26 protein-coding genes, 1 tRNA gene, 1 other RNA gene and 2 pseudogenes are annotated in these 21830 nt (G+C 33.3%); 11 read left to right on the top strand and 19 right to left on the bottom strand.

The annotated features are described in order from the left end of the window. Positions 1–74: 74 nt before the first annotated feature. From ACFE3K_RS06360 to ACFE3K_RS06350, 3 genes are all read right to left on the bottom strand, one after another. Complete coding sequence (locus ACFE3K_RS06360) at positions 75–749, bottom strand: TIGR02281 family clan AA aspartic protease (protein ID WP_375359507.1); 675 nt, start codon at positions 747–749, stop codon at positions 75–77. 26 nt (positions 750–775) lie between these two features. Beyond that, positions 776–1498 carry an amino acid ABC transporter ATP-binding protein gene (locus tag ACFE3K_RS06355; protein ID WP_375358686.1) on the bottom strand — a complete coding sequence of 241 codons (723 nt, stop codon included), beginning with the start codon at positions 1496–1498 and terminating at the stop codon, positions 776–778. A gap of 93 nt (positions 1499–1591) precedes the next feature. After that, complete coding sequence (locus ACFE3K_RS06350; protein ID WP_375358685.1) at positions 1592–2338, bottom strand: MBL fold metallo-hydrolase; 747 nt, start codon at positions 2336–2338, stop codon at positions 1592–1594. Between the two features lie 31 nt (positions 2339–2369). Here ACFE3K_RS06350 and ACFE3K_RS06345 point away from each other — a divergent pair, with 31 nt between their 5' ends. The 7 genes from ACFE3K_RS06345 to ACFE3K_RS06315 all read left to right on the top strand — a co-directional run bounded on the left by ACFE3K_RS06345 (position 2370) and on the right by ACFE3K_RS06315 (position 8039). Further along, positions 2370–3041, top strand: a complete 672-nt coding sequence (locus tag ACFE3K_RS06345) for a phosphatase PAP2 family protein (protein WP_375358684.1) — start codon at positions 2370–2372, stop codon at positions 3039–3041. A gap of 96 nt (positions 3042–3137) precedes the next feature. Next, entirely contained in the window at positions 3138–3311 is a 174-nt protein-coding gene (locus ACFE3K_RS06340) for a zinc-finger domain-containing protein (RefSeq protein WP_341752326.1), read from the top strand. Next, positions 3286–5304, top strand: a complete 2019-nt coding sequence (mutL, locus tag ACFE3K_RS06335) for a DNA mismatch repair endonuclease MutL (protein ID WP_375358683.1) — start codon at positions 3286–3288, stop codon at positions 5302–5304. The genes ACFE3K_RS06340 and mutL overlap by 26 nt, the downstream gene beginning before the upstream one ends. 43 nt (positions 5305–5347) lie before the next feature. After that, positions 5348–6592 (top strand): 5-aminolevulinate synthase, encoded by a 1245-nt coding sequence (gene hemA / locus ACFE3K_RS06330; protein ID WP_375358682.1) that lies wholly within the window; start codon positions 5348–5350, stop codon positions 6590–6592. Between the two features lie 225 nt (positions 6593–6817). Beyond that, a complete protein-coding gene (locus ACFE3K_RS06325; RefSeq protein WP_375358681.1) occupies positions 6818–6952 on the top strand; it encodes a hypothetical protein in 135 nt (44 codons plus the stop codon). A gap of 83 nt (positions 6953–7035) precedes the next feature. Beyond that, positions 7036–7485: a helix-turn-helix domain-containing protein gene (locus ACFE3K_RS06320; protein ID WP_375358680.1), complete on the top strand. Its 450-nt coding sequence runs from the start codon at positions 7036–7038 to the stop codon at positions 7483–7485. Beyond that, positions 7479–8039 carry an IS630 family transposase gene (locus ACFE3K_RS06315; RefSeq protein WP_375358342.1) on the top strand — a complete coding sequence of 187 codons (561 nt, stop codon included), beginning with the start codon at positions 7479–7481 and terminating at the stop codon, positions 8037–8039. Before ACFE3K_RS06320 ends, ACFE3K_RS06315 begins: the two co-directional genes overlap by 7 nt. Here the strand turns inward: ACFE3K_RS06315 and ACFE3K_RS06310 are convergent. From ACFE3K_RS06310 to ACFE3K_RS06295, 4 genes are all read right to left on the bottom strand, one after another. Beyond that, on the bottom strand, positions 8036–8359 hold the full coding sequence (locus ACFE3K_RS06310) for a transposase (protein ID WP_375358679.1): 324 nt from the start codon (positions 8357–8359) through the stop codon (positions 8036–8038). The two genes, ACFE3K_RS06315 and ACFE3K_RS06310, sit on opposite strands and share 4 nt — an antisense overlap. Then, positions 8353–8802: a helix-turn-helix domain-containing protein gene (locus tag ACFE3K_RS06305; RefSeq protein ID WP_375358540.1), complete on the bottom strand. Its 450-nt coding sequence runs from the start codon at positions 8800–8802 to the stop codon at positions 8353–8355. Before ACFE3K_RS06305 ends, ACFE3K_RS06310 begins: the two co-directional genes overlap by 7 nt. A 369-nt stretch (positions 8803–9171) precedes the next feature. Further along, the gene (lpxB, locus tag ACFE3K_RS06300; protein ID WP_375358678.1) at positions 9172–10335 is read right to left on the bottom strand and encodes a lipid-A-disaccharide synthase; all 1164 of its coding nucleotides are present in this window, start codon (positions 10333–10335) and stop codon (positions 9172–9174) included. Further along, entirely contained in the window at positions 10328–11902 is a 1575-nt protein-coding gene (locus ACFE3K_RS06295; protein ID WP_375358677.1) for a phosphoethanolamine transferase, read from the bottom strand. The genes lpxB and ACFE3K_RS06295 overlap by 8 nt, the downstream gene beginning before the upstream one ends. A 220-nt stretch (positions 11903–12122) precedes the next feature. Between ACFE3K_RS06295 and ruvX the strand changes: the two genes are divergently transcribed. Further along, on the top strand, positions 12123–12596 hold the full coding sequence (gene ruvX / locus ACFE3K_RS06290; protein ID WP_375358676.1) for a Holliday junction resolvase RuvX: 474 nt from the start codon (positions 12123–12125) through the stop codon (positions 12594–12596). 243 nt (positions 12597–12839) lie between these two features. On the opposite strand, the gene ACFE3K_RS06285 is transcribed toward ruvX, so the two are convergent. The 8 genes from ACFE3K_RS06285 to ACFE3K_RS06250 all read right to left on the bottom strand — a co-directional run bounded on the left by ACFE3K_RS06285 (position 12840) and on the right by ACFE3K_RS06250 (position 16975). Next, positions 12840–12916, bottom strand: a tRNA-Met gene (locus ACFE3K_RS06285). A gap of 262 nt (positions 12917–13178) precedes the next feature. Beyond that, the gene (gene rpmE / locus ACFE3K_RS06280; RefSeq protein ID WP_341748295.1) at positions 13179–13406 is read right to left on the bottom strand and encodes a 50S ribosomal protein L31; all 228 of its coding nucleotides are present in this window, start codon (positions 13404–13406) and stop codon (positions 13179–13181) included. Beyond that, the gene (rpmB, locus tag ACFE3K_RS06275; RefSeq protein WP_341748296.1) at positions 13403–13696 is read right to left on the bottom strand and encodes a 50S ribosomal protein L28; all 294 of its coding nucleotides are present in this window, start codon (positions 13694–13696) and stop codon (positions 13403–13405) included. Before rpmB ends, rpmE begins: the two co-directional genes overlap by 4 nt. Before the next feature lie 103 nt (positions 13697–13799). After that, positions 13800–14552, bottom strand: a complete 753-nt coding sequence (gene dapB, locus ACFE3K_RS06270; protein ID WP_375358675.1) for a 4-hydroxy-tetrahydrodipicolinate reductase — start codon at positions 14550–14552, stop codon at positions 13800–13802. Beyond that, a complete protein-coding gene (locus ACFE3K_RS06265; RefSeq protein ID WP_375358674.1) occupies positions 14549–15031 on the bottom strand; it encodes a flavin reductase family protein in 483 nt (160 codons plus the stop codon). The genes dapB and ACFE3K_RS06265 overlap by 4 nt, the downstream gene beginning before the upstream one ends. Continuing rightward, on the bottom strand, positions 15016–15753 hold the full coding sequence (locus ACFE3K_RS06260) for an ABC transporter substrate-binding protein (RefSeq protein ID WP_341755231.1): 738 nt from the start codon (positions 15751–15753) through the stop codon (positions 15016–15018). The genes ACFE3K_RS06265 and ACFE3K_RS06260 overlap by 16 nt, the downstream gene beginning before the upstream one ends. A gap of 167 nt (positions 15754–15920) precedes the next feature. Further along, positions 15921–16481 carry an IS630 family transposase gene (locus ACFE3K_RS06255; protein WP_375358342.1) on the bottom strand — a complete coding sequence of 187 codons (561 nt, stop codon included), beginning with the start codon at positions 16479–16481 and terminating at the stop codon, positions 15921–15923. Then, positions 16475–16975 carry a helix-turn-helix domain-containing protein gene (locus ACFE3K_RS06250; protein ID WP_375358673.1) on the bottom strand — a complete coding sequence of 167 codons (501 nt, stop codon included), beginning with the start codon at positions 16973–16975 and terminating at the stop codon, positions 16475–16477. Before ACFE3K_RS06250 ends, ACFE3K_RS06255 begins: the two co-directional genes overlap by 7 nt. Positions 16976–17172: 197 nt before the next feature. Here ACFE3K_RS06250 and ssrA point away from each other — a divergent pair. Both ssrA and ACFE3K_RS06240 read left to right on the top strand, forming a co-directional pair. Then, positions 17173–17530, top strand: a transfer-messenger RNA (tmRNA) gene (ssrA, locus tag ACFE3K_RS06245). Positions 17531–17774: 244 nt separating this feature from the next. After that, a complete protein-coding gene (locus ACFE3K_RS06240; protein ID WP_341762000.1) occupies positions 17775–18257 on the top strand; it encodes a ClpXP protease specificity-enhancing factor SspB in 483 nt (160 codons plus the stop codon). A gap of 97 nt (positions 18258–18354) precedes the next feature. Here ACFE3K_RS06240 and htpG read toward each other — a convergent pair whose 3' ends face one another. The 4 genes and pseudogenes from htpG to ACFE3K_RS06220 all read right to left on the bottom strand — a co-directional run bounded on the left by htpG (position 18355) and on the right by ACFE3K_RS06220 (position 21500). Then, complete coding sequence (gene htpG, locus ACFE3K_RS06235; RefSeq protein ID WP_375358672.1) at positions 18355–20214, bottom strand: molecular chaperone HtpG; 1860 nt, start codon at positions 20212–20214, stop codon at positions 18355–18357. A 17-nt stretch (positions 20215–20231) separates the two neighbouring features. Continuing rightward, positions 20232–20477: pseudogene (locus ACFE3K_RS06230) on the bottom strand (DUF167 family protein); the annotation flags it as partial. Positions 20478–20496: 19 nt separating this feature from the next. Beyond that, positions 20497–21057, bottom strand: a complete 561-nt coding sequence (locus tag ACFE3K_RS06225; RefSeq protein ID WP_375358671.1) for an IS630 family transposase — start codon at positions 21055–21057, stop codon at positions 20497–20499. Further along, entirely contained in the window at positions 21051–21500 is a 450-nt protein-coding gene (locus tag ACFE3K_RS06220) for a helix-turn-helix domain-containing protein (protein ID WP_375358619.1), read from the bottom strand. Before ACFE3K_RS06220 ends, ACFE3K_RS06225 begins: the two co-directional genes overlap by 7 nt. Before the next feature lie 112 nt (positions 21501–21612). Between ACFE3K_RS06220 and ACFE3K_RS06215 the strand changes: the two are divergent. Continuing rightward, positions 21613–21825, top strand: a pseudogene (locus ACFE3K_RS06215) (methionine--tRNA ligase); the annotation flags it as partial. Positions 21826–21830: the final 5 nt, after the last annotated feature.

Genomic DNA, 21830 nt, shown 5'->3' with positions numbered 1-21830 from the left:
AAGTTCATAATGGAAGAAGCAAAAATGCTCGAAAATCAATATGTTAGTTAGTTGTTTCCTAGAAGAGTATACACCTAATAACTCAAAATCAACATATCTCGATCTATTCTGAAACCTTTAAAACGCTCTAATAACGACATGCCTAGTAACGATACGTCAAGACCGCCAGTACCTATGTGAGCTTCAACATTTCTAAAAAAAACTCCTCTACCAATCTCAACACTATTTAATCTCACGGGAGCAGCCCTACACGTACCATTAGCTGTAGAGTAAGTTTTAGTGTAATTTAGTTTTGATAAGTCAAATCCTAGCATTTTAGCATCACTAATAGTAAGAGCAACATCACTTGCTCCGGTATCAATCATAAATTTAATTTTTATTCTGTTTGCCACGGCGTTAACATAGAAATGCCCATCGTTACTACGACTAATTACTAATTCTCCTTGTTTATTAACCCAATTATATGATGGTATTAGTACGGATATGACTCTTTGAGCGGCGTAATTTAACTCAAACTTGAAAGCATAACTAGTAATTATAATTAAGAAAATTCCGCCCCAAGTTAATAATTGAATAGAGACTATTTTTATCCCCTTCTGACTAAGGGAATTATAAACGATACTGATAATAATCAAAATCATTATGAAGCAAGATATACTATTCTGATTACTCCAAGAGAATTCAGGAAATTGGGCATCTACCAATTTACGTATCAAGAAGGTAATAACAGTACTAATACATAGAAGCATTGCTAATTTTACAAGACTTTTATTACTCACATTAAATCACCTATATTCTCTAAAAATAATCTTGCTCTATGAGATTTGGATTTTTCAAAAAACTCTACTGCCGGCTGATCAACTAAAACTTGTCCGTGATTCATAAAAATGATCCTATCCGCTATCGCTTTGGCAAATTTAATATGGTGAGTAACAACAATCATCGTCATTTGACTTTTTAATAAAGAGATAATTTCAATAATATCTTTAATATTTTCAGGATCTAAAGCTGAAGTAGGCTCGTCAAATAACATTATTTCTGGATTCATCATCAAGGCTCGGCAAATCGCTACTCTTTGTTTCTGTCCCCCAGATAAATTGACAGGAAAGGCGGTAATTCTTTGTCTTAAACCAAATTGTTTTAATAATTTCTCTGCCTTAGCAATGGCAGCCATTTGCTTCATTCCTAAAATATTAACAGGAGCATATATTAAATTATCTTGGACATTTAAGTGCGGAAAAAGATTAAACGCTTGAAAAACCATGCCAATTTTAAGACACAGTTTCCTTTTATTTTTTTGCGTCAATTTTTTGTCATCGATTAACACATGCCCACTGGTGGGAACTTCTAAAGCATTGATAATTCGCAATAAAGTAGATTTACCACTACCAGAAGATCCTATAATCGCTATAGTTTCTTTTTTCTTGAACTCAAGACTAATATCTTTAACAGCATAGGTTTTGCCATAATTTCTTGAAACCTTATCGAGTATTATCATATACTCCTAATAATTTGAAAAGTTGATAGACCTAAGTGAATTCGGGATGAGAATTAACTAATTTTTATCCCGAATTGGGTTAACTCAGGTTTGTTAAACTATAAATTTGTAACCATCATATAGAGGTTTTATATTACTTGGCAATATTTTTGATATCTCATGGTAATCAATAAAATGATTCATATTCGTTAATAATATTTGTTGAGGTTTATATTCATCGTTCCACTGTAAAATTTTATCTAATCCTACATGGCAATCATTAGATTCATACGCCATACAGTCTAATATCCAAACATTGATATTTTTCAAGAATGGTTTAGATTCTGCCGGAAAAGCTAGCACATCACTAGAATATACAAAATCATCCATTCTAATACCTAAACTATCTATAGGACCATGATGTTGTCTGAAGAATTGTACATCTATGGTATTAATTTTAAATTTTGCAAAAAAATCTACCGGTCTTGCAATCAGTTTATCTGGAGCAAATAAATGTTGGTGACGATTCTCAATTTTCAATGCTGTGCTACTGTCAGAAAAAATTTCTAGTGGTTTTTTTTGGAAAAATGGAAATACACGTAACTCATCAATACCGTTAACATGATCTGCATGATAATGGGTTAATATAGCACCATCCAATTTTTTAATCTTTTCTCGCATTAATTGATTCTTGATATCAAAACCAAAATCAACAAGAATTTGACTATTACCATCATCGATGTATATTGATGATCTAGTTCTTTTATTGTAACTTGAAGTAGAAGTGCATATATTGCAATCACAATTAATTATCGGCATACCAAGTGATGAGCCACATCCTAGCACTGTTATTTGTAGCATATACTTAAACCAAACAAAATTGAAATTGAAAATGTTTGAACTTTTATATAATTTCCATGGTCTTAATCAAGAGATATTCTTGTGGATCAATAGAATTACTAACCATTTTAGCATAATAGCTTATATTCTACAAATTATCTCTTATTGTTTTAATATTACCAACTTTGCTATCGTTTATTTTATATATTGTGGATATTTCTATATCCAGTTAAAAAAGATTCAAGATTTTAATCAGCGTCAGATCAAATTTTGGTCTATATATAATAAAATGGTAATGATTGGTATAATTTATGCTATATTCGGTTGTACTTATGCTCTATTTAAGTTTTCAGTTAATATACCTAGACCATTTTGCTCATTACCTCTTAATAGTTTTGTAACAATTGCTAATGTTGAAGTTGAAAGATGTTTATCCAGTTTTCCAAGCAGTCACTCCGGATTAGCATTAATGGTATCTTACTGTATTTGGTCATATATAACAATGTGGCAAAAAATTATAGCCTTTTTGATTGTTTTATTAGTGGCAGTCTCACGTATTACTATTGCTATGCATTACCCAGCTGATATTATTTATAGTTTCCTTATCACCATAATGATTATAGTGGTTAGTAAAATGATTTTTAAAATTTTTACCAGCAATTTAATAAAATGGTTTGGTGAAAGGATTCTTTCTCTATTATATCATTATTTTCTAGACCACTAATATAATTAGTGATTTTTATTTTGAATAAATTTCACTTATGTTTTATAGTAGTAAGATACTAAAAAACTCTTATATAGCTTCAAATTTATGCAAAATATGGAAATTATTGAGACTATCTCTACATCCGTATCATGTTTTGGCAAAGAACCACCTTTTGATCATCCAAGAATTTATTTGAAGATTGATTCAACCAAAGGCTCTATTGTGTGTCCTTATTGTAGTAAAACATTTGTGTTAGTAAGTAATGAAGATAAAACTCCTGTCAGATAGTACTATAAACCGCATCGCTGCTGGGGAAGTAATTGAACGACCAGCTTCGGTAGTAAAAGAATTAGTTGAGAATGCTATTGATGCAGCTAGCACTAAGATAGATATAAGCTTACAGCAAGCAGGGAAAAATCTTATTATTATTTCTGATGACGGAATAGGCATGTCTGAAGAAGAACTAGAAATTGCTGTAGAACGTCATACTACTTCTAAACTTGATGAGTCAGATTTACAAAATATTCACACTTTTGGCTTTCGTGGAGAGGCATTACCTTCAATAGGTTCTGTAAGTAAGATGTTGATTACTTCAAAGGCACGTGGGGCTGATAGGGCTTATCATATACAATCTAGCGGTGGGTATAATAAAAAGATTAAACCTACCATTCATAACGAGGGTACTAAGATTGAAATACGTGATTTATTCTTTGCCACCCCTGCAAGACTCAAGTTCTTAAGATCTGATAAAACTGAATTGGCAGCTTCGGTTGATGTAAGCAAGAAAATTGCATTAGCTCATCCTAAAATCAGTATTAATTTATCTCATGATGGCAAAAATATCATAAAAGTAAAAGGTCAAGATGGAAATTTTGATGATCTGTTAAAGCAAAGAATAATTGATATATTGGGTTATGATTTTATTGAAAATTCTGTCCATATTAATCTACAAAGACCGGAAATATCAGTATATGGCTTTACCAGCATTCCTACCTTTAATAGAGCTTCTGCTGAGGATCAGTTTTTATTTGTTAATAATAGACCCGTTAAGGATAAATTACTACAAATCGCTCTAAGACTAGCTTATCAGGATTATTTAGCTCGGGATAGACATCCAGTTTCAGTTTTGTTTCTACAGATAGATCCCCACATGGTTGACGTTAATGTACATCCTGCCAAAACAGAAGTAAGGTTTCATGATCCGGGTACTATACGGGGATTACTAATAAGCTCTATCAAAGATGCCCTTGCCACTAGAAGTCATATGGTGTCAACGAATGTTGCCACAACTGCCTTAGGTCTTTTTCGAAATACTACTACTAACTTTGTTAAAACAAATAAGGCATTTCAAAAGAACCATACCTCTTCTAACAAAGTATATCCAAATGGTTTAAGTATATCTGATAATATCAGTACTTATAAGGCTCAAAATTTAACCATCCCTAGGCACAATTATAGTTCTAATGTTCAGCAACAATTAATAAAGACAGACCCACATGCTAAAGTAGAAGTGCTAGAGGATGATATCCTAGATCTAGATTGTAATAATAAACCTCTTGCAAAATTCACTTCTACTAGGGAATCTGCAGGAGGATTGAAACCTCATCCTTCAAGCAGTATGGCAAATTCCGTTATGGATTCGAGTCTAGCACCATTGCCTAAATTACCAGCAGAAGTAGAGTTATGCAAAAAACCTAATGTTGCACTAGGAGCAGCGAGAGCCCAACTGCACGGCACTTATATAATATCACAAACAGCAGATAGTATTATTATTGTAGATCAACATGCAGCACATGAGCGTTTAGGATATGAGAAAATTAAGCAAATGATAAGTAACAATGGCTTAATTAAGCAACGATTACTCATGCCTGAGATATTAGAATTACCGGATGTCAAAAGAGCTGATTTATTGTATAATAAAAAGGATGATCTTTCTAAATTAGGTTTAAGCCTAGAAAAATTTGGCGAGCGATCTATCATTGTATCAGAGAGTCCAAGCTTACTTGGAAATACCGATATAAACCGACTTATCCAAGACTTGGCAGATAATTTATCTGATCTTGGTGAAAATATTTCCTTGATTCAATTGATTGAACATGTTACAGAAACCTATGCATGTCATTATGCTATCAGAGCAGGTCGTAAATTATCTTCTGAAGAAATGAATGAATTATTAAGACAAATGGAAAAAACCCCATTTTCTGGTCAGTGTAATCATGGTAGACCAACTTACATCGAACTCAAACTCAAAGATATTGAGCGATTATTTGGACGTAGGTAACCTGAGGTTAGGTAGGTTTTAAACTGTATAAAAAAATAATGTAATGTCTAACTATAATAATATATTCGATCACCATATAACTAGAATTAAACAAGAAGGAAGATATCGTGAATTTGTTCCTGTTCAAAGACAGGCAAATAACTTTCCATCTGCTTGGTATGGTAATAAAGAAATTGTAATGTGGTGTATTAATGATTATCTTGGTATGAGTAAGCATCCAGATGTTACCAAAGCTGCTCTAGAGGCTACAACCAAATATGGAATTGGTTCTGGTGGTACAAGAAATATAGGTGGCAATAATAGCAGCATAATAGAATTAGAGAAGGAACTAGCAATCCTACATAATAAAGAATTAGCTCTAGTTTTCACTTCGGGTTATGTTGCCAATGATACTAGCCTTGCAACACTGGCAAAAATAATGCCTAATATAGTTTTTTTCTCAGATGAATTAAATCACGCTTCTATTATTTCCGGTATCTGTAACTCAAAAGCTGAAAAACATATTTATCGACATATTGATATTCAACATCTTGAAGAATTACTCAAAGGAGTGGATATTAATAGACCAAAGATTATTGTTTTTGAGTCAGCTTATTCTATGGATGGATTATTTTCTCCCATAGAAAAAATAGTGAACTTAGCTAAAAAATATAATGCTTTAACCTTTATTGATGAAGTACATACAGTGGGTCTATACGGCAAGCATGGTGCTGGCATTGCCGATCTTCAGGGTTGTGCTGATAAAATTGATATGATCCAAGGAACGCTTGGTAAGGCTTATGGCACTATTGGTGGTTATGTTGCAGCCAATCGTCAAATTATCGATTCTATAAGGCTTACTGCACCAGGTTTTATATTCACCACCTCTCTACCCCCAGTTATTGCTTCAGCAGCAACTGCCAGTATTCGTCATTTAAAAAATTCTAATATAGAGAGGGAAACTTACCAAAAGGTAATAGCCAAGGTAAAAGAATCTTTTGATAAAGCTAAAGTGAATTATTTAAAAAATGATAGTCATATTATACCAATAATTATTGGTGATCCAATTAAAGCCAAACAAGCTTCTAAAATGTTGTTGGATAAATATAATATTTATGTTCAGCATATTAACTTCCCAACAGTACCACGTGGCACAGAACGTTTAAGAATCATCCCAACACCTAACCATACCGACCAAATGATTCATGACCTCACTACAGCCCTTGTTGAAATTTTTAGTACTCTCGATATATCACCATCAATCAATTCTTACTCTATAATAAAATTACCTTTACACCCTGCAGCGTAGTATAATTGTAATCAATAGTTAATGTACATAATAGCATTAACTACCAAAGATGCCATTCCTACTTGCCACTATGTCATCAACCATGATTTTAATAGCAGGTGTAGCAATAATAATTCTTCTTACTAGGTTCTGTTGACAAAAATTATAGTTAGGCAAGAGGAATAAAAAGTTGCCATAGTAAGAAGAAATGGTAGTTTCTAGTTATCAAAAAAAGGAACTACCAATATGAAGTATTACATAGAAGAACAAGCATGGGAAGTAATTTCATCATTTTTTAATGAAAGAAATGGTATACACAACAAGAATGAAGAAAAAATGAGACATTTTATACTAATTGCAATAATGAACACGGTGTTATAAAATGGGTTTTTAACTGATAAGTAGGTACTCAAATAGCTAGGTTAATATTACCGCAAGGTTTTGAAGGTCATGATTTTATAAAAATGATGAAACATGAGCCGCATGGTCGAAATCGTATACGTTTATTGGCGATGTATCACCTTCAATTAGGCAAATCTTTTAAAGCCATATCTGAAATAGTGAAGTCACACTGGAAAACTGTGCAATCATCGCTCAGAAGATTTAGGCATCATGGTTTTGAAGGATTATTTGAATCACAAAGAAGCGGTGCCCCTAGGAAGATTAACAGTATACAAGAGTCTGCTATTTTTGATAAAATCAATACGCTCAGTGAAAGTAAAACTGGTGGGTATATAACTGGAAAGGAGCTACATATCATGTTAGTTGAGGAATATGGTGCTAAATGTGCTTTAAAAACAGTCTACAATACTATGCACCGCCTTGGTTTGAGCTGGATTACTTCTCGTTCAATGCATCCAAAATCAAATCAAGAGACTCAAAATAGATATAAAAAAACTTTCCAGACATGTTAACAAAATTATTAGCAAAAAATATCGATAGATGTAAAGTTGATATATGGTCTCAGGATGAAACTAGAGTTGGGCAACAAGGTAGCTTAACTCGTATATGGGCTAAGCGTGGCACTAGACCCCGTAAAGTTCGGCAACAGCAATTTATTTCAACATATATTTACGGAGCTGCTTGCCATGAGACAGGAGAAGCTTGTGCATTAATTTTACCATATGCAAACACACAGGCAATGAATAAATTCTTAGAAGAGCTTTCTCGCAGTATTCAAGGCAACCGACATATAGCTTTACTAACGGATAATGCAGGTTGGCACACAGCCAAAAAACTAACTGTGCCAAGCAATATCACTTTGATACCGCTTCCGCCCTATGCACCGGAACTTAATGCAATGGAACAAGTTTGGGAATGGATCAAAAATCATTTCTTGTCTAACCAATGTTATGGTGTATATGAAGATATCGTTACTATGGCTTGTTACGCTTGGAATCAACTTGCTCATAATGTAGATTTAGTAAAATCAATTATGTATAGAGATTGGATAAATACACCGTGTTAATTATTGCAATTGGTATTATCCGTTAGTAAAGCTATATGTCGGTTGTCTTGAATACTGCGAGAAAGCTCTTCTAAGAATTTATTCATTGCCTGTGTGTTTGCATATGGTAAAATTAATGCACAAGCTTCTCCTGTCTCATGGCAAGCAGCTCCGTAAATATATGTTGAAATAAATTGCTGTTGCCGAACTTTACGGGGTCTAGTGCCACGCTTAGCCCATATACGAGTTAAGCTACCTTGTTGCCCAACTCTAGTTTCATCCTGAGACCATATATCAACTTTACATCTATCGATATTTTTTGCTAATAATTTTGTTAACATGTCTGGAAAGTTTTTTTATATCTATTTTGAGTCTCTTGATTTGATTTTGGATGCATTGAACGAGAAGTAATCCAGCTAAAACCAAGGCGGTGCATAGTATTGTAGACTGTTTTTAAAGCACATTTAGCACCATATTCCTCAAGTAACATGATATGTAGCTCTTTTCCAGTTATATACCCACCCGTTTTACTTTTACTGAGCGTATTGATTTTATCAAAAAGAGCAGATTCTTGTATAGTGTTAATCTTCCTAGGGGCACCGCTTCTTTGTGATTCAAATAATCCTTCAAAACCATGATTCCTAAATCTTCTGAGCGATGATTGCACGGTTTTCCAGTGTGACTTCACTATTTCAGATATGGCTTTAAAAGATTTGCCTAATTGAAGGTGATACATCGCCAATAAACGTATACGATTTCGACCATGCGGCTCATGTTTCATCATTTTTATAAAATCATGACCTTCAAAACCTTGCGGTAATATTAACCTAGCTATTTGAGTACCTATTTATCAGTTAAAAACCCATTTTATAACACCGTGTTAATTATTGCAATTAGTATAATAGTCAACTTCATGCTCTCGAGTTCTTACAAGAGGGGTGTTATCATAGTACCCTACATTTTTCTATAATCGTCATAGCAAGGCTCTTTAGATGCCGTGGCGATCCAAGTAAACAGCGAGGCTGTTTTTTTAGAGTAACGCTTCGCGTATCCTGGATTGCCGCGTCGCTGCTTTTTCGTGACTCCTCGCTAATAGACGATCAGTAGCCATTTTAATAGTGGTTATATAAAAAATGTAGGGTACTATGATATATCAGTTTAAACATTCTGACTTTATAATATGCGCTGCTACGCTTGAAGGAGAGCTAGGACTTTTAAAACCTAATTCTATTAAAATCTTCCTGCTTTCTTTCACTTGCTGTGCTGCTTTTTTCCTGTCAACTAATAGTGATGTAAGCTTATCTGCTATATTTGATTTAGTACAGTTAAACTGGATAAATTCTGGTAATATCTCTTTATTAGCAATAATATTAATCAAAGAAATATAAGGTATTCTTATTAGTAACTTTATTAATAAAAAGCTTAAGATATTTAATTTATAAGCAACAATCATTGGAGTATTACAAGCGGCAATTTCTAAGGTATTAGTGCCAGATTTTGCTAGAGCAAGGGTAGCTACAGCAAAAATCTTAAGTCTATCACTTGAGAAATGGTAGTTAAATGCTGCATCTGATAAAAATGGTTCAATTAAAGATTTATGACTAGACTCAGCCGTGACAAATATCACTTCAAGATTAGTGAATTTTTTTGCTAGTAGATTGATCGCCGCCGTGAATACCGGGGCATGTCTTGTTATTTCACCTTTGCGGCTACCACAAGTGACACATAACACTTCTGAATGAACAGGTATTTGTAATTCTCGCTTTAATAGCTCTTTATCTTTATCATCATAAAAATACTGCTCTAATATTGGATGACCAATATACCGACAATCTAGACCTACCTTCTGAAAGTACGGTGGCTCGAATGGCAGTAAAGCCAACAAATGATCATAAATTTTAGCGTATTTCATAGCCCGAGAAGGTTTGTATGCCCAAACGGATGGTGCTACAATGTGAATAATCTTTAAATTGGGTCTAGCTGCTCGAATCTTCTTTGCTACTCTATAAGTAAAGCCTGGCGAGTCTATGGTAATTAACAAATCTGGGGCATGCTGAATTATATCAGCAATAGTACGCTTGATTAGCTTAGTAATCTTAAAAATATGTGGTATAATTTCGACGAAACCCATAAGATTTATTTGACTAATCGGGAAAAGGCTATGCTCTAACCCCGCTTCTTCCATCTTGCTTCCCCCTACACCAACGAACTCTAATTGTATCTCCTCCAACTTATAGAGATCTTTTAGGCTTTGTATCAAATGACTCCCTATAAAATCTCCTGAAATTTCACCAGCAATTAGATAAATTTTAGCCATTTAACCTCTGCTGACTACATAGGCTTAAATTTTTGTCAATCACAGCAGAATGAATGCCAACACAATCAAGGATCGAATGAAATACATAGTCATGACTAATTTCAGAGCCTAAATGATTGGCTATAGAACTTACCAAATCAGGATGTCTTTTTTTAAATTCATCCGATATCCAAACTAGAAAAGGCACCGTGGTTTGTTCTGGGATCATAGGTCCACCGTGACCGTAATAACCATGTTCTCCCAAAGATTCTGCATGATCAGAAACATATATTAGGATAGCGTTACTATTTTTTAATAGATCTATTACATTATACAAAAAAAAATCTGTATATAAAATGGTGTTATCATAATCATTAATCAACTCTTCAATATCACAACTGCTCTGATCTACCTTAGTAATGGAATTACACTTAGGAGTAAATTTTTGAAATTCTTTAGGATATCTAGCAGAATATTTCCAATGACTACCAGCTGTGTGGATAACTAAAACATTTTTAGTAGTAGAATTTACAATATTATTTTCAATATGAGGTAACATTTTTCCATCGTGATCAAGCCTCCTTAATAAAATAGAACCACCAGGTATCATAGTAAACCTAACTTCATCATAAATTGTAATTGGGTTTTTACTTCTTAAGTATCCTACTATATTCTGAGTGCCAATCCAATTAGTGTTAAAACCAAGCATGGTAAAAATTGACAAAAAACTCGTTTCTTCTGTACTTTTGTCTAAGCTACTCGCAGGATGGCGAGATAGAAGAGATGGAACAGAAAGATGTGTGTGATTGGAAGCAGACTGTGCTTTAAATGAAAAAAGATTTTCAACAGAACTTAAATATGGCGTAGTGTCCCTGTGATAACCATTAATACCAAAATGATCAAATCGTGCTGATTCTCCTATTACAAGTACCACTGTAATATTTTGATCCGATTGATCAATGAAAGAAAACTTCTTACTTACATCATCACGCATTGCACTTCTTTTGTTATTTAAAGATAAATATGTGTTATGTAAATATTGGATAGGAAAATAACCCCTTAGCAAATTAAACTGCGGCATAATAATATTATTAATGGTAATTAAAAGACAAATTGCCGCTAGTAATTTTGTAACAAATAGTTTACTATCTAAAATAGAGAAATGCTTCATCGTATAAATACAAGTAGCTATGCTAAAAATTAGCCAAACAATTAGCCTAATACTAACTATCTCATATACTTCATTGAAGTCAGTAGAGAAAAAGCTACCCATCATCTCTTTTGTAGGAGAAATTTTGAAAAGATATAGATAATAGCTGGCAATTGCTCCCGTTACAAATAACAAGATTGCTCCTATTATAAAAACAAGTCGATGGATAGTTAAACCAAAAAAAATGATAAAGCAAGTAAAGCAAATATAAATAGAGTCCTTACTCAACTCCAATATTGCTTTAAAAAAAGTGAATTTGTAGTAGCTGAATTTATAAACAATAACTGCTGAATTAAAAAGTAGACAATAAATAAAAGAGAACACCAAAGATAGTTTGATTAGTTTACTATCTAAATGTTTTTGGATTAGTTTTAACATATAAATAACGTACTTTTGTATGATTGTAACTTAACCTCGATATAAGAATTTTTAATCTATTACCGCTAATAATTTTATTTTTATAATTATAAAAATAAAATTATTAGCAAATTAATATTTAACAATCAGGTAGGCAACCGCTTCAAACCTGATTATTTCTATATATATCACTGAAGTTCGACTAATAAATTACATCGAACTTCAGGTTAACTTAGGTATCATGATAACATCAACACTGCAAGAGTTTTTTCAACTTTTACAAGTTAACAGACCAATTATATCTGTTGATTATGGGATACGAAAAACAGGCATCGCTGTTTCAAATCAAGAACATACCATCGCTATGCCTATAAAAACTATATATGAGATAACAGAAGAAAATAAGATCAAATCAATATTAAGCTTGCTCACAACCTATTCTAGCTGTGGTGTTGTCGTAGGGCTACCGATTAGTATGAATGGTCAGGATAGTGATCAAACTGCGATTGTATTAAAATTTAGCAAAAAGCTTAGCTTAGCCATAAATCTTCCTATATATCTACAAGATGAAAGACTTACTTCTCTTGCTGCCAATAGTTTATTAAAATCGTTAGGAATCAAAAGACTAGAACGTAACCAAAAAGATGATTCAATCGCAGCAAGTATGATTTTAGAAACGACTTTAGATTCTATTAAGAAACTTCACAGAAACTAAGTGTATCCTAGTGTAATAACAATACATAGACGTCATATACTGTTCGTAAATGAAGAGTTGATAGACGATAGAATCAAAATCATGATAGTAGCAGGAATTACCAAATCGAGGTGCTAGGCATACATATTAGTACGTGAGTATCGCTAGAAGCTTGGATAATGACAACGCAATTCTTGATTTTCATCGAGTATATATGGGACACTGCAAGAACAAACTCAGATAGACTAAAACTCGTACCATAATTGGTTGCGGGGGTTGGATTTGAACCAACGACCTTCAGGTTATGAGCCTGACGAGCTACCAAACTGCTCCACCCCACGATAATGGAAGTACCTGTGAATTGATTCTTCTTGGTAATTTTATTGTCAAAACTTGCTTCCGTTCCTTACGTATATTTGCGTACTGCTTGCGGTATACTCTTCTACATTTTTCCTAAAAATTATTCAATTCGTAGACACTCCTATAATACACGCACACACTTACCATGACGTCACCCTAAATTTATTTCAGAACCTAAACTACTTAATTTTAACAAATCCTCCACCCCGCTTAGGATGACATCCACCTTGAGTAAAAGCCTAGCTATACTTTTTTACCAAAACTAAGCCCAGCAAACTTCTTATTAAAGTCACTGATATTTTTATTAGATTGGTTAACAACATTTCCAGATTCTTTAGTCCATGCTGGATGTTTCCTATAATCAACATCCATCAAAATTTCTTCTGCATGACCACCGGAGTTTGTTTCAAAAACATCCTTACTAATAATAATTTTGAATTTTTTATATTTTGGGTGTATTCCAGTTTTCATAATGAAGCACCAACTTTTTTCTCAGCTATCTTTCTTTTAATTACCTTTGCTTTATCTGAGAGTACATCACATGATATTTTAAGCATATATGCATCAAAACCACCTACTTTTTCAACAGAACGCATACATTTGGCATTTACCGAAAGCTTATATTCTTGCTTCGTCAGATCACTTGCAAACCTCACCACCCTTAGGTTAGGTTCAAATCGTCTTCTAGTTTTTCTTTGTGAGTGCGATACTTTATTACCATATAAAACACCTACTCCACTAAGCTCACATCTACGAGACATCGTGATCTCCCTTCCCATAATTTATAACACAGGATTATACTATATAATAAGGTCTTATGTCAATATGTATATTAATATTATGTAAACTTTAATGTAAAAATCGTCAACACCTTTGAAGTAGCGAGAACATATCACGCATTGAATAAAGACCGGCTGGTTTATCAAATAACCAAATGGCAGCCTGAATTGCCCCATCAGCAAAGGATTCTTTACTTAACGCTTGATGTTTTATACTAAGAACTTGGTTATTACCTAAAAATAACACTTCATGTTCCCCATGTACCTGCCCTCCCCTAATAGAACTAATACCAATTTCATCAGGCTGTCTTTGACCTTTCTGACTACGATCAAATACTGCATATTCATCAAAATCTAAATTTCTAGCCTTAGCTACAGCCTTACCCAACATTATAGCTGTACCAGAAGGTGCGTCTTTCTTCATACGATGGTGACAATCTAGAATCTCTATGTCGTAAGTATTATCTAGAATTTTTGCTGCCTTTTCTGCCAGTACTGTAAGTAAGTTCGCACCTAAACTCATATTAGCTGAATATAATATAGCCAAGCTTTTGGAAGCTGCGTTTAAGTGATCAAGCTGATATTGAGTTAGACCAGTAGTGCCAATCACTAATTTATTGTTGTATCTAATAGCATAATCAAGTAATTTTTCTAATATTTCACTGCTAGAAAAGTCGATAATTACATCAGAATTCTGACAAAAGTCAGCAAGATCATCTATGATATTTTTTCTAGTAAATGTTGTAGAAAGTGTACAAGCATTAAATCCATTCATTCTTTGAATTATCATCTGCCCCATTTTACCAGTTGCACCACAAACACCTATACAAACAGTCATTTTAATCCTCTATATTGTCTTAAACAATGTACTAGTGGGTTTAAGTTACTGTTCACTATAGTATTTATCACTTCACCAACCAATATAACATGATCTCCTACTTCATATTGACTAAATTTGTTGCATTCAATATAGCAAACTGCTCCCTCAATCAAAGGACAATTAGTAGTACACCCTAAATTATACGAAATACCTGCAAATTTATCAGTGTTAAACTTAGAAAAATGCCTAGAAATATCTTCTTGATTCTCAGCTAGAATACTAACAGCAAAATATTTACTACTAGTAAAAGCACTCATACTAAAAGCCTGTTTATCAAGACAAAACGATACCAAAGGTGGTAACAAGGAAACTGAGGTAAAGGAATCTGCAGTAAAACCAAATAGCTTATTATTGTATAAAGTAGTGATAATAGTAACACCTGTAGGCAAAGTGCTAAGAGCTTGTTTAAATCGTTCGGAATTCACTGTTGAAGCCATTTTTTAGTAATACGGCTAATTGTTCCATCTTCTGTCAATTCAGCAATAGCTTTATTAACACTATCAATAAGTTTAGAATTTTCTGGCATAGCAATAGCTAGTTCAGATGAAAACTCTGTTAAACCGAAGCTAGCAAGATCAGGATTATTCTCAATAAATTTCTTAGATTGGGATGCCTCTAGTACCACCGCATCTATAACTTTTGACTTTAACTCTTCGACTAGCATTAAATTATTTGATAAATAATTTATTCTAATATTAAACTGCTTAGCTAAATCCTGCACTATTACCGCCCATGTTGTACCAAGTTGTACACCCACAGCTTTATTATCCAAATCTCCAGTATTCTTTAAATTATCTGCTGATCTATACAATATTGACACATTTGTTGATATATAAGGAACTGAAAAGCTAATATGTTTTTTACGCTCTTCAGTTACCGATAACCCAGCTATCACTATATCAACATTTTCAGTAGTCAAAGATGCAAGTAGACCATTAAAATCAAAATTCTTAATTATAACTTTTTTCCCTATTTGTTCTCCTATAGCATTAATAATGTCAATATCAAATCCTACTATTTGACCATTTTGGATAAATTCATAAGGGGGGTTATCTGCAGAAGTTGCAACTATTAAATTTTGTTCTTTAGATTGATTATCACAACCAATCATTAAAAAGGAACAACATATAACAAGGAAGAATAGCTTTATTAGTTTCATAAAAATCAAATAACTGTTTTAATTAATCTGAGTTACCCGAATTTGGGATAAGAATTAGTCAATTCTTATCCCAAATTCGGGTGAGTTCGATGTAATAATTATCCTTCTATACTGGGTATAATGCCTACGCGGGAATGACATCGAGGGAATTATACCAATTGCAATAATTAACACGGTGTATTTATCCAATCTCTATACATAATTGATTTTACTAAATCTACATTATGAGCAAGTTGATTCCAAGCGTAACAAGCCATAGTAACGATATCTTCATATACACCATAACATTGGTTAGACAAGAAATGATTTTTAATCCATTCCCAAACTTGTTCCATTGCATTAAGTTCCGGTGCATAGGGCGGAAGCGGTATCAAAGTGATATTGCTTGGCACAGTTAGTTTTTTGGCTGTGTGCCAACCTGCATTATCCGTTAGTAAAGCTATATGTCGGTTGCCTTGAATACTGCGAGAAAGCTCTTCTAAGAATTTATTCATTGCCTGTGTGTTTGCATATGGTAAAATTAATGCACAAGCTTCTCCTGTCTCATGGCAAGCAGCTCCGTAAATATATGTTGAAATAAATTGCTGTTGCCGAACTTTACGGGGTCTAGTGCCACGCTTAGCCCATATACGAGTTAAGCTACCTTGTTGCCCAACTCTAGTTTCATCCTGAGACCATATATCAACTTTACATCTATCGATATTTTTTGCTAATAATTTTGTTAACATGTCTGGAAAGTTTTTTTATATCTATTTTGAGTCTCTTGATTTGATTTTGGATGCATTGAACGAGAAGTAATCCAGCTAAAACCAAGGCGGTGCATAGTATTGTAGACTGTTTTTAAAGCACATTTAGCACCATATTCCTCAAGTAACATGATATGTAGCTCCTTTCCAGTTATATACCCACCAGTTTTACTTTCACTGAGCGTATTGATTTTATCAAAAATAGCAGACTCTTGTATACTGTTAATCTTCCTAGGGGCACCGCTTCTTTGTGATTCAAATAATCCTTCAAAACCATGATTCCTAAATCTTCTGAGCGATGATTGCACAGTTTTCCAGTGTGACTTCACTATTTCAGATATGGCTTTAAAAGATTTGCCTAATTGAAGGTGATACATCGCCAATAAACGTATACGATTTCGACCATGCGGCTCATGTTTCATCATTTTTATAAAATCATGACCATGAAAACCTTGTGGTAATATTAACCTAGCCATTTGAGTACCTTTTATCAGTTAAAAACCCATCTTAGACCACTGCGTTAATTATTGCAATTGGTATTAGTAAAATCAATTATGTATAGAGATTGGATAAATACACCGTGTTAATTATTGCAATTGGTATTAGAATCGAACTCATGTTAATTGATTATCGCACTTCTTATAAGTATATACAATAGACTTTTTTAAAATCTGCCCTTTACATCCTATTATAATTGTTGTAGTATAAGATTGCTGCTTTTGTAGCTATAGTAATAAACGTGATTTAGAATAGAGGTTGCGGACTCGGGGGCGGTACCCGACGCTTCCACCAAATTAAGTTGTAATAGAAGGATACTACAGGTTTTATACATAAGCTTTCATGGGGGCGAAATAGGATCGACGTGCTTAATAAAAAAATTATCTTTACTCGGTATAATTCCGCCGGACCTTGTGTCGTTGGGTTAAAAAAAAGAAACGCAAATGATAATGAACGTTTCGTAGGAACTGCAGCACTAGCTGCCTAGTCCTACGCGGTTGGGGGCTTAACCGGGCAACAGAAAAAGCCCCGCTAGAATTTTACTTGCATAACTAGAGATATACAAAACCTCATGTGAATAAGGCTTGAATAAGACTATTTAAATTTTGTTCAGCCTATAGCTAACCTGAAAAGGTTTTAGTTATAATGTGACCTAGCTATAAGCTAGGTCATTCCCGTTTTTAGCTAGGAATGACATCAAGGTTGTTACTATGGATCAAACATTTTCGGATTAGCTATATCTAGTTTTGTGTTATTTTCTTTGTTTAGTTTATGACTATGAAGACCCCATATCAACAATTTCTTAATGAATGTATGTTGGAATTTGTAAAAAAGATTCTGTCAAAAATTCGTACCGATAAGTTGCAGCTGAATCAACTCTTGTATATTTCTTACAAAACTGATAATCCTGCCGTAGTTTTATCTTCTAGGATAAAAGAACGTTATCCCAAAGAAATAACTATAGTAATACAATATCAATTTGAAGATTTAACTGTAGGACTCAATGGCTTTTCTGTAACAATTAGTTTTGATGGTATCAAAGAAACTATCTATGTACCATTTGATTCGCTTATCAGCTTTGTTGATCCTAATAATGGTTACAGCCTAAAGTTTAAGCTAGAAACAATCAAATCTAATGAATTGCCTAACGAGAAGAAAAGAGAAACAATTAAGGTGTCTAGCGATTCTAAAAGTAAATCTAATTCAGCAGATAATATAATAGTTTTGGACAAATTTCGGAAACCCAGTAAACCCGTATAACGCGAATTTGAGATAAGAATTTGTCAATTCTTATCCCAAATCGGTGAAATTATAGAAACAATCAGATTTAAGACGGCTCTGCATCTGATTGTTAAGTTTATAAGATAGCTTTTTGCATAATATCATTAAGTCTTTTTGCAAATCCACCAGTATCATTGACTGGCTCACCTTCTAAAATACAGGCTTGGTCATACATTAATCTAACCAATTCTTCATTAGCAGAATCTTTATTATTTGAGATTATATCAGCATTAATTTTCTCAATAATTTTATGCTTAGGGTTTAGTTCAAGTATTTTAGCAGATGCTTCCATTAATTGTTTTTGTTCAATTAAGAATCTTTCCATACGAATATCCATAGCTCCGTCTCCAACGGCGAGGCAAGCTGGGCTTGAAGTAAGTTTTTTAGAAATCCTTATATCTTTTACTAAATTACCTAATATTTCTTTAAAATACTCTGTTAATTTGGCATATTCATCATTGTCTTCTTTGATATCCTCAGTTTTTTGCTCAGATTTCTCTAAATCAATATCACTTCTAGTAACTGATTTGATTGCATAACCTTTATAGCTACTATTAACATTAACCCAAAAATCATCAACTGTATCAGTAAACAGCAGTACATCGATATTTTTACTTAAAAATCCTTCTATTTGGGGGCTAGAGAGTAATTTTGCTGGATCATCACCGCTAAGATAATATATAGTGTCTTGCCCTTCTTTAAAGTTACTAATATAGTCATCAAGGCTAATCATTTTACTTAAAAGGCTACTACTAAATATACATGTTTCAAGTAATTTGTCATGATCACTAGTTGCTTCACACAGCCCTTCTTTTAAAGCAGCTCCAAAATTGGACCAAAATTTGCTGTATTCCTCTATAGACTCGTCTTTTTTCTTTTTAAGTTCACTCAAGACTCTTTTAGTTATAGCTGCTTTAATCTTTTCTAAAGTACTATTATGCTGCAAAGATTCACGACTAATATTTAGAGGTAAATCTTCTGAGTCTACTACCCCTCTTAGGAATCTTAGGTAAGAAGGTATTAAGTCTACATTCTCATCAGAAATGAAAACTCTCTTGATGTATAATTTTACTCTTCTCTTACGATCGGGGTGGAATAAATCAAAAGTCTTAGTTGACGGAATAAATAACAAATTAGTAAATTCAACAGTACCTTCATTTTTATTATGAATAGTTAACCAAGGATCGTCCATCGAATAAGATACAGCTTTATAAAATTCTTTATATTGCTCAAAAGTCAAATCAGACTTAGGTCTTGTCCACAATGCTGAAGCTGAATTAAGTTGTATTTCATTAGCAGTTGACTCATCAATAAAATATATAGGTATGGCTATATGATCAGAATAACTTTTAACTATATGCTTCAATCTAAAATGATCAATATAACTATCTTCATCTTGTTTGACGTGAATAACCACCTCAGTTCCCCTTGTAAAATCATGGTCTAGATCATCCACAGTATATTCTCCAAGACCATCTGACTGCCAAACATAAGCTTTTGTTTCTCCTGCTTTTCTTGAGGTAACGGTGATTCTATCAGCAATCATAAAAGCTGAATAAAACCCAACCCCGAACTGTCCTATTAACATACTGTCTTTTTTAGCATCTCCAGACAGATTGTTTAAGAAATTCCCTGTACCAGACCTTGCAATAGTTCCTAGATTATCGATCAAATCTTCTCGATTCATACCAATACCATTATCTCTAATAATAATCTGCCTTTTATCTTTATCAATTTTTACAGTAATTTTAAAGTGAGGATCATCTGCAATAAGTTTTGCATCGCTTTGGGCTAAGTATCTTAATTTATCACAAGCATCCGAAGCGTTAGATATTAACTCACGCATAAAAATCTCTTTATTAGTATAAAGAGAATGGATCATTAAATTTAAAATCTTACCAACTTCAGCGTCAAACTTCTTTTTTTCTTGAGTCATATAAGTCCTATAAAATACTATACTTCGATCTTATGTATATAATGCTTTAAATGTAAATTTAAATAGTCTAATTCAATATTTTTTATTGCTAAGAGTTTTAAAATATTAGTGTGACCTAATATTATCTCAAAATTATTTTTACAAATTGTCCATTCTTTGGATAGAAAATTGACAATAGCATCGTTAGCCTTACCATCCTTTGGAACTGCTTTTATAGATAATTTTAGATGATATTGAGTATTAATTATGACAAACTCGCCTATCTTATACCAATTGCAATAATTAACACGGTGTATTTATCCAATCTCTATACATAATTGATTTTACTAAATCTACATTATGAGCAAGTTGATTCCAAGCGTAACAAGCCATAGTAACGATATCTTCATATACACCATAACATTGGTTAGACAAGAAATGATTTTTAATCCATTCCCAAACTTGTTCCATTGCATTAAGTTCCGGTGCATAGGGTGGAAGCGGTATCAAAGTGATATTGCTTGGCACAGTTAGTGTTTTGGCTGTGTGCCAACCTGCATTATCAGTTAGTAAAGCTATATGTCGGTTGCCTTGAATACTGCGAGAAAGCTCTTCTAAGAATTTATTCATTGCCTGTGTGTTTGCATATGGTAAAATTAATGCACAAGCTTCTCCTGTCTCATGGCAAGCAGCTCCGTAAATATATGTTGAAATAAATTGCTGTTGCCGAACTTTACGGGGTCTAGTGCCACGCTTAGCCCATATACGAGTTAAGCTACCTTGTTGCCCAACTCTAGTTTCATCCTGAGACCATATATCAACTTTACATCTATCGATATTTTTTGCTAATAATTTTGTTAACATGTCTGGAAAGTTTTTTTATATCTATTTTGAGTCTCTTGATTTGACTTTGGATGCATTGAACGAGAAGTAATCCAGCTAAAACCAAGGCGGTGCATAGTATTGTAGACTGTTTTTAAAGCACATTTAGCACCATATTCCTCAAGTAACATGATATGTAGCTCTTTTCCAGTTATATACCCACCAGTTTTACTTTTACTGAGCGTATTGATTTTATCAAAAAGAGCAGATTCTTGTATAGTGTTAATCTTCCTAGGGGCACCGCTTCTTTGTGATTCAAATAATCCTTCAAAACCATGATTCCTAAATCTTCTGAGCGATGATTGCACAGTTTTCCAGTGTGACTTCACTATTTCAGATATTGCTTTAAAAGATTTGCCTAATTGAAGGTGATACATCGCCAATAAACGTATATGGTTTCGACCATGCGGCTCATGTTTCATCATTTTTATAAAATCATGACCTTCAAAACCTTGCGGTAATATTAACCTAGCTATTTGAGTACCTATTTATCAGTTAAAAACCCATTTTATAACACCGTGTTCATTATTGCAATTAGTATTATATACGCTACTTGAGACACTAAGATATATTGCTGTAATGTTACAGCCATTTATTCCTGATTCGGCTAATAAAATGCTTGATCAGCTTGGTGTACCAAAAAGTCAGAGAATGTTTAAACATTTAACAAAGGAGTTTATTTTAATTCCAGGTAGTAACATTAGCCAGCCAAAAGCTATATTTCCAAGATTTCAGGATAATACTCGATGAAAATA

This window comes from Candidatus Tisiphia endosymbiont of Neophilaenus lineatus (assembly GCF_964264975.1).
Taxonomy (GTDB): Bacteria; Pseudomonadota; Alphaproteobacteria; order Rickettsiales; family Rickettsiaceae; genus Tisiphia.
This window is presented reverse-complemented; position numbering and strand designations above follow the sequence as displayed.